Origin of the sequence: Ligaoa zhengdingensis (assembly GCF_014384885.1) — a bacterium.
GTDB lineage: Bacteria > Bacillota > Clostridia > Oscillospirales > Ruminococcaceae > Ligaoa > Ligaoa zhengdingensis.
In genome coordinates, this window is the sequence record NZ_JACRST010000048.1 from 1 (window position 1) to 6,425 (window position 6,425).

The following is a 6,425-nucleotide window of genomic DNA, read 5'->3' on the forward strand; positions in this document are numbered from 1 at the left end:
CGATGCCGTACATGGATCCGCCCATTCCAAGCAGCTACCTGGGGCAATGGTCTAGTGGCCTTGGTGGCGGTTCCTGTCCCGCTGCGAAGGTCATCACTGTTGGCGTTGGACCTGTCTCCACGACCGTCAGTTTTGAATTCAAACCGCTCTGCGATTTCGCGCTGATGATCCAGGGCTTGGTCATCGCCTGCGCCGGGATCGCAGCTGCATATATCGTTGCAGGAGTGCGCAAATAATGCCGTGGTTAGCAGCCTTCCTCGTCCAGCTTCTGGGCAACTCTCTCGCCCGCGTCCTCACTGGCGCTGGCCTCGGTCTCGTAACAGGTGCAGCCCTGTTGCCGCTTGTGAAGGGTGCATTGAATCTCATCACCCAGAAGTGGTCAGGCATCGCAGCCGATCTCGCCAATGTGATGCTTATGGCCGGGGCAGGGGAGGCCATCACCATGATCGGCTCTGCCATCGTGACCAAGGTGGTCATCGATGCAGGCAAGGTCGCCGTACAGAAGGCAGCTTCCAAATGATGTATCTAATCTCCGGGCAACCCGGCAACGGCAAGACCTTGCGCGCAATGTCGATGGCGCTTGAGTTCTACGAGCAGAACCAGCAGCAGGTAAAGGAAGGCAAGGCGCAGCCGCGCCGATTCTTCACCAACATCGCGGGCGCCACAGTAGAGGAGGGCGCAGGCGCTTTCCCGTGGATGGAAAAGTTGCCCGATCACAACGACTGGACACAGCTTCCGGACGGCTCTTTTGTGATCTATGACGAAGCGCATTCCGATGGCAACACACAGGGGCTGGAGCGTTACGGCAAGCTGTTCCCGTCCACCGGAAAGCCGGGTGAATCCGATGATCCTCGCATCCGTGCCATGTCCACGCATCGGCATCGCGGTTTCGATCTTGTGTTCGTCACGCAATGGCCGAACAAGATTCACCACCAGGTGCGCACGCTCATTGGCTCGCACACGCACATGAATCGTTCGTTCGGCATGCAGCGGGCAGGCGTCCTCACTTGGTCGCGCGTCCAAAGTGATCCGTACGATGAGAAGGTGCGCGACAAGGCCGAAGAAGAAATCTGGGCTTACCCCAAGGCGTTGTATACCCGTTACCGCAGTGCGACGCTGCACACGGCGAGCCACAAGTTCAAGGTACCTAAGAAGGTTTGGCAGGCGCTTTCCGTCACTATCGCGCTAGTCCTTGGTGTCTGGCTGATCTATGCCTTCATCATCAAGCCGCCGTCGGCACCAAAGAAGGTGGATCAGGGGGCCGGTGCTTTGCCGGCGGCTGGAGCCCTGGCGCCCTTGGGCGCGGGCGGGCCGGCGGCACGGCCCCTCAACCGTGAGGAGTACATCGAACGTCACAAGCCGCGGATTGAGTTTCAGCCGTGGTCGGCACCCGCCTTCGATGATCGCAGCGTTCAATCGCAGCCTGAGCTCTATTGCATGGCATCCGGCACAACCGAGCAGGACACTACATGTACGTGCGTAACGGAGCAGGGCACCAAAGCCAAGATCTCGATCCCGGTGTGTGTAGCGATCGCGCGCGATGGCCCGGCCTATAACCCCTATCGGGCGCCCCGGCAGGAGGCTGATCCTCGTCGGGATGATCCGCACCGGGGCGTCGCTCAGTCTGAACCATCCAGCACGCGCGAACCGTCTCCGCACGCGCTCGTTGAGGTTGGTAAGCGCCCTATGGGCACGTTCCCCGAATCGCCGCCTTATCCGGCCAGCTTCTGACAATGCGTCTCCGGCCGGCCTATACTCTTCGTATGAACTGGCGTCTAGACATTCACTACTGGGTTGCCCGATGGATGGATCGGGCGTTCGCGCGTCAGCAGGCGCGCCAGAAGAACTAAGCCGTCACGGACAGGTCTCGCCGGGGACGTTTTCCCAGCCTCCAGGTATCCGGCGGAACAGAACGCCTCCAATGCAGCGGATTTCGCCGCGCTGTTGCTGCTCGCGGCGCTCCGCCTGTTCGCGGTACATGCGAATCTGGGCAATCTTCGCTTCCTTGGCAGGGTTTGGCTCTGTCTTCGGCGCTGGGATCGCGGCCGTCGTCTCTGGTTGCGCTGGCGGCGCGTTGAAGCGTGCATTCCATGCATTCCCGGTTTTCAGGTGCAGCCAGATCCCGGCACCGGCCATTCCGAGCAGTAGTACCGCCCACAAGCCCATCCATGGGAATTCCCAGCGCGGCTTCGGCAGTTCGGGTAGGTAATCCGGTCGTTCGCGTTCCATACGGCCCCCAAGGCGTCCTGCGCTCATTCTATCCGGGGTGTAGGGGCAGCGCCCCTACGGATGCGCCTCACACGCGCTGGCGGCGTGTCGGCCCCGGTACCGGCAGGACTGCCACAGGTGGCTCGGCGTCGGGACCAGCCATCACCCCGGATAACCGCTTTTCGGTGCGTCGCCGGATAGCATCTCGGAGATCTACAATTTCGGCAGCCTTGTACGCCAAGGGTTTCCGGCGATCTCGAGCTCGAATCTTCGAGCTCGAAGCATCCTCCATCAACCTTCGCCATTCCTGCGCCTGCGCAGCAGTGAGCGACAGCCAGGCCAGATCTTCGGGCAGCAACTCGCGGCCTTCGGGTGTGACCAGTCGGCCAGCCTTAAACGAAAAACCGGCCCAAGGGCCGGTTAGGTTCCGATCACGCACAATCAGGCTCCATGCCGCAACAGGGTCAGGGGGCGAGGCAAGAGCCGTGCCAGCCAGCCTCGCAGCAGCTTGAACATAATATACAGAATGGGTCAGTAGACCCGCGCTAACCGCCTGATTTTGGGCGGTTTTTGCGTTTCCGATGCTCGGCAACGACAGCGCCACCAGCGCGACGACCGCAGCCGCCGCGCTGATCCGGTCCAGCATCAAACGCCAGATCTTCCGCTCGACTGCGGACGTGGCGCGTTCCGCGTCGATGAGTGCCATCCATAGGGGGCCATCCAGCTTCGCCATGTCGCAAAGCTGCGCAATTCGCTCATCCGGGACGGGGTAGTTGCCGTTCCGCCAGCCGCTGATAACGGCCCGCGTGATGCCCAACCGTTGGCTCAAAACGTTGTCGGACGGGATGTTCGCGCCTTCCCGCACTCGGTCCAGCAGATCAGACGTCGCTGACATGTCTAGAAATCCCTTGACAGTTGTGTATGGCCGTCACTATACATGTGTCCGTGTATCGGGATGCCTATACACCCCGCCACCGGCACCCCAAGGCCGCTGGCGGGTTCTCTTGGGGCTTGGGGTAGGGGACACACCATGGATTACTTGCTCGGCGCTATGGCTGTTGTGGCCGTCATCTACGCAGTCGTCCGACTGATCTTCGCGGACCTTTCGTATCGGAAGGGCGGCAAAAAGTGATCGACCCGTTCATTGCCTTCGTCCTGATCGGCGCCACTGTCGCCATCGCATACGGCGTTGCTACCTTCCCGCGCAAGGCCCGCGAACTGTTCGCGGCAACCGCGCCGAAGCCTGACGCAGAAGCCCAGGTCATCACGCTCGCCAAGCTGGAAATCGCTGCTACCAAGCGCGGCGATCTGCTGGCCGCTGCCAACTGCGCCGAGCAACAGGAGGCCGCCCATGGTCGCTGAGTTCATGCGGGACCCGCTTGTTGTTGTCGTGCTGGGCGGGGTGCTGCTTACCGGCCTCTATTGGTCTCTTGTGTTCGTCCTGCGTTGCAAGGGTGGTCGCGATGGTCGGTGATCGCGCGGTGCTGGCCGGGTCGGGACTCCCCTCGTCTAACAGGGGAGTCAGTGAATTCAGGAACCCCGAGGGAACCCTGACGGTCGGCATTGACTGGTTCTCCGCTTCCATCGATCTGCGCGCAGCGCTGGACGAGGTTGCGTTCCGTGATGGCGACAGTTTCGAAGAGGTCCGCCAGTGGATCGAGTTCTCCCCGGACAATGCCCGCATTGCGGCCTTGCAGGTGTTCTGCTGGTTCTTCGCCGGTCTGGGTCTTGAACTGGATGAAACGGCCGGCGGCGGCCGCTTCTACACGTGGCGAATCAAGATCATCGACGCGGCCAAGAAGTTCGTCGGGATGATCGAACTGGGTGGCGAAAAGTGCCGCCGCGCAGATGGTACGTATACCGCCCGCATCGAGCTAACCGGTGATGGATGCAAGGCGATTAGCGCAGCGCGCTGCGGCCATGCGCAGCGGTGGCTGGAGCTTCGAGCGAAGCTCGAAAGCTGCGCCGGGAGGATCACCCGTGTCGATGTGTGCGCCGATGACCTGGTGGGCGATTACCCGTTGCGCATGGCACAGAAGTGGTACGCCAATGGCGACTTCGACAACCGTGGTCAGCGCCCCAAGGCGCAGCTGGTGGACGACTACGACAGCGGCGACGGCAAGACGTTCTATGTGGGCGGCAAGAAGTCGGAGAAGCAACTGCGCGTCTACGAGAAGGGCAGGGAACAAGGCGACAAGAGTTCGCCGTGGGTGCGCTATGAGGCGCAGTTCCGCAACTCCAATCGCAAGGAACTGCCGCTCGACATTCTTCGTGATCCGGCCTCCTACCTGCTCGGGGCTTATCCGGTCCTGTCCTTTCTGCGCTGTGTTGCTACGCGCATCGAAATCACGAAAGCCGCCGTTGAGGCGACGTGGAAGAGCGTCCGTCGCCACATCCGCCGCCAGTACGGCGCGGCCCTCAATTTCATCGCCAAGAACTGCCCAGACGATCAGGCATTGCGGGCGGTAATCGAATCCTGCACTTCGCCATCGCTGCCGAAGTGGGTCACAGGTGACACAGCAGCGCACTGGCCCGAAATCGCGGCCGTACAGCCAACCTCAAAGGGGTAACAACACATGAGCATCAAGGTCACCGTCCTCAAGAACGAAATTGACGAACGCGGCGGCAGCTTCAAGAACGACGCTGGCGAGAACGTGGAATACACCACCCGCAAGCAGAAGGCCAAGCTGGAAACCGGTGGTTTTGCCTACCCGTTCGACGTGCGCCTGGACAAGGGTCAGCCGGGCTACCCCGAGGGCGAGTACGAGCTCGATGTTGAATCCATGTTGCAGGTCAACAAGGGCGTTGCCTCGCTGAGCAAGTTCACCGTGCTGCGCCCGCTGCAGAAGGCTGCGCCACGCCCGGCAGCGCAGGCCTGAGTCATGGCGCGGTACGTCTACGAATGCCTGCAATTCAACCAGCAGACCGGCACCTGTGAGCAGGCTGCATTCGTGCCGCGCACCGATATTCCCGCGCTTACCACTGCCGAAGTGTCGGGGATTCTGTCCATGGTTGCGGTGTGTTTCGCCGTGGCATGGGCATACAAGCAAATAGGCAGAACCATCCGTAACTAGTGAAAGGGGAAACATCATGGAACTCGACGCAAGCGCCGCATTGACCGTTCTGGCCTCACTGGCCGTTGTCCTGGGCACCATCGGCGCCGCCAAGCTGGCACCGGCCGCAATTTCGGTCGGCTTCAAGTGGATCAAGGGCGCGATCTTCGGTTGATCGCAGTAGCACCGGGGCCGGGCAATCCGGCCCCTTTCTATGGGGGATTGGTGATGCTCGGTCTATTCGTTCTCTGCGTCGGCAGTGCGGCGCTCTACATTGCGTTCGGGGATTGATGCATGCGTCTGTTGCTCATCGCTGTGCTGATCCTTGGCGGATTGTGGCTTCCCGCTGAGGTCCGCGCCGCAGCGGATTGCCCCATTAATGGCACTTGCGATCAGGGCAAGGCGTACGCCATGTGTGCTGCAGCAGTTCAGCGGACGATGGACTACTTCAACTCTCGTACGAGCCAGTGGGGAAAGCCGGTCGTTCAACAAAACTGCCCAAGCGTTAACGGTTCTTTTGGTGAGAAGTACTTCAGTTGCGCCGTGCAGGAAGGTCGCAACGGCGGCGTCGTACGCTGCATGAATGCAGCTGGCGACGCGAATACTCAGCAGTTCTATTGGAAGGATGCTTGTTCCGCACGGCCGGAAGAGCTTGGTTGGGAGGGTGGCTCGACGGCGGCTTCGGTGAATGCGTGCCACAACGGTTGCATGTATTCCAGTTCTCTCGATCCGGCTGGTGTCGCTGGTTTTAGCTACCTGCCTACGGGCGGCACCTGCACGGAATCTGACGCTCCAGCGCCCACGCCTGCCGGTGACGGCGGTGGTGACGATGGTGGAGGCGGTGGGAGTGAAACCGGCGGCGGTGATGGTGACGGGGACGGGGGCGGGGGCGACGGTGGTGGTGAAGGCGATGGGGGAGGGGATGGCGGTTCCGGTGGTGGTGATGGCGATGGCGATGGTGATGGAGATGGCGACGGGGATGGCGATGGCGATGGCGGTGAGAACCCTAGCCTTCCCGAAAATCCCACATATCCCGGCGACGTTTCGATGCCGTACATGGATCCGCCCATTCCAAGCAGCTACCTGGGGCAATGGTCTAGTGGCCTTGGTGGCGGTTCCTGTCCCGCTGCGAAGGTCATCACTGTTGGCGTTGGACCTGTCTCC

General features: G+C 61.3%; 11 protein-coding genes. 9 read left to right on the forward strand and 2 right to left on the reverse strand.

Annotated elements, in window-relative coordinates; all coding sequences use genetic code 11:
- The 3 genes from H8711_RS13025 to H8711_RS13035 all read left to right on the forward strand — a co-directional run.
- Positions 1-236: virulence factor TspB C-terminal domain-related protein (locus H8711_RS13025; protein WP_249283826.1), on the forward strand; the 236-nt coding region annotated here is incomplete at its 5' end.
- Positions 236-520, forward strand: coding sequence for a DUF2523 domain-containing protein (locus tag H8711_RS13030; RefSeq protein ID WP_016044717.1), 285 nt, complete (start codon positions 236-238; stop codon positions 518-520). The genes H8711_RS13025 and H8711_RS13030, both read left to right, overlap by 1 nt.
- The gene (locus H8711_RS13035; RefSeq protein ID WP_099562428.1) at positions 517-1,731 is read left to right on the forward strand and encodes a zonular occludens toxin domain-containing protein; all 1,215 of its coding nucleotides are present in this window, start codon (positions 517-519) and stop codon (positions 1,729-1,731) included. Before H8711_RS13030 ends, H8711_RS13035 begins: the two co-directional genes overlap by 4 nt.
- 123 nt (positions 1,732-1,854) lie before the next feature.
- Here H8711_RS13035 and H8711_RS13040 read toward each other — a convergent pair whose 3' ends face one another.
- Positions 1,855-2,229 (reverse strand): hypothetical protein, encoded by a 375-nt coding sequence (locus H8711_RS13040; protein ID WP_099562427.1) that lies wholly within the window; start codon positions 2,227-2,229, stop codon positions 1,855-1,857.
- Between the two features lie 67 nt (positions 2,230-2,296).
- On the reverse strand, positions 2,297-3,103 hold the full coding sequence (locus tag H8711_RS13045; protein WP_231310529.1) for a DUF3693 domain-containing protein: 807 nt from the start codon (positions 3,101-3,103) through the stop codon (positions 2,297-2,299).
- A gap of 233 nt (positions 3,104-3,336) precedes the next feature.
- On the opposite strand from H8711_RS13045, the gene H8711_RS13050 reads away from it, so the two are divergent.
- The 6 genes from H8711_RS13050 to H8711_RS13075 all read left to right on the forward strand — a co-directional run.
- Positions 3,337-3,570 (forward strand): hypothetical protein, encoded by a 234-nt coding sequence (locus H8711_RS13050; protein ID WP_231303762.1) that lies wholly within the window; start codon positions 3,337-3,339, stop codon positions 3,568-3,570.
- Positions 3,571-3,671: 101 nt separating this feature from the next.
- Complete coding sequence (locus H8711_RS13055) at positions 3,672-4,778, forward strand: replication initiation factor domain-containing protein (protein WP_016044712.1); 1,107 nt, start codon at positions 3,672-3,674, stop codon at positions 4,776-4,778.
- A 6-nt stretch (positions 4,779-4,784) separates the two neighbouring features.
- Complete coding sequence (locus tag H8711_RS13060; protein WP_016044713.1) at positions 4,785-5,087, forward strand: single-stranded DNA-binding protein; 303 nt, start codon at positions 4,785-4,787, stop codon at positions 5,085-5,087.
- 3 nt (positions 5,088-5,090) lie between these two features.
- On the forward strand, positions 5,091-5,282 hold the full coding sequence (locus H8711_RS13065; protein WP_016044714.1) for a hypothetical protein: 192 nt from the start codon (positions 5,091-5,093) through the stop codon (positions 5,280-5,282).
- Positions 5,283-5,298: 16 nt separating this feature from the next.
- Entirely contained in the window at positions 5,299-5,436 is a 138-nt protein-coding gene (locus H8711_RS13070) for a major capsid protein (RefSeq protein WP_165710451.1), read from the forward strand.
- A gap of 119 nt (positions 5,437-5,555) precedes the next feature.
- The coding region (locus H8711_RS13075; protein ID WP_346728219.1) for a hypothetical protein at positions 5,556-6,425 on the forward strand (870 nt) is incomplete at its 3' end.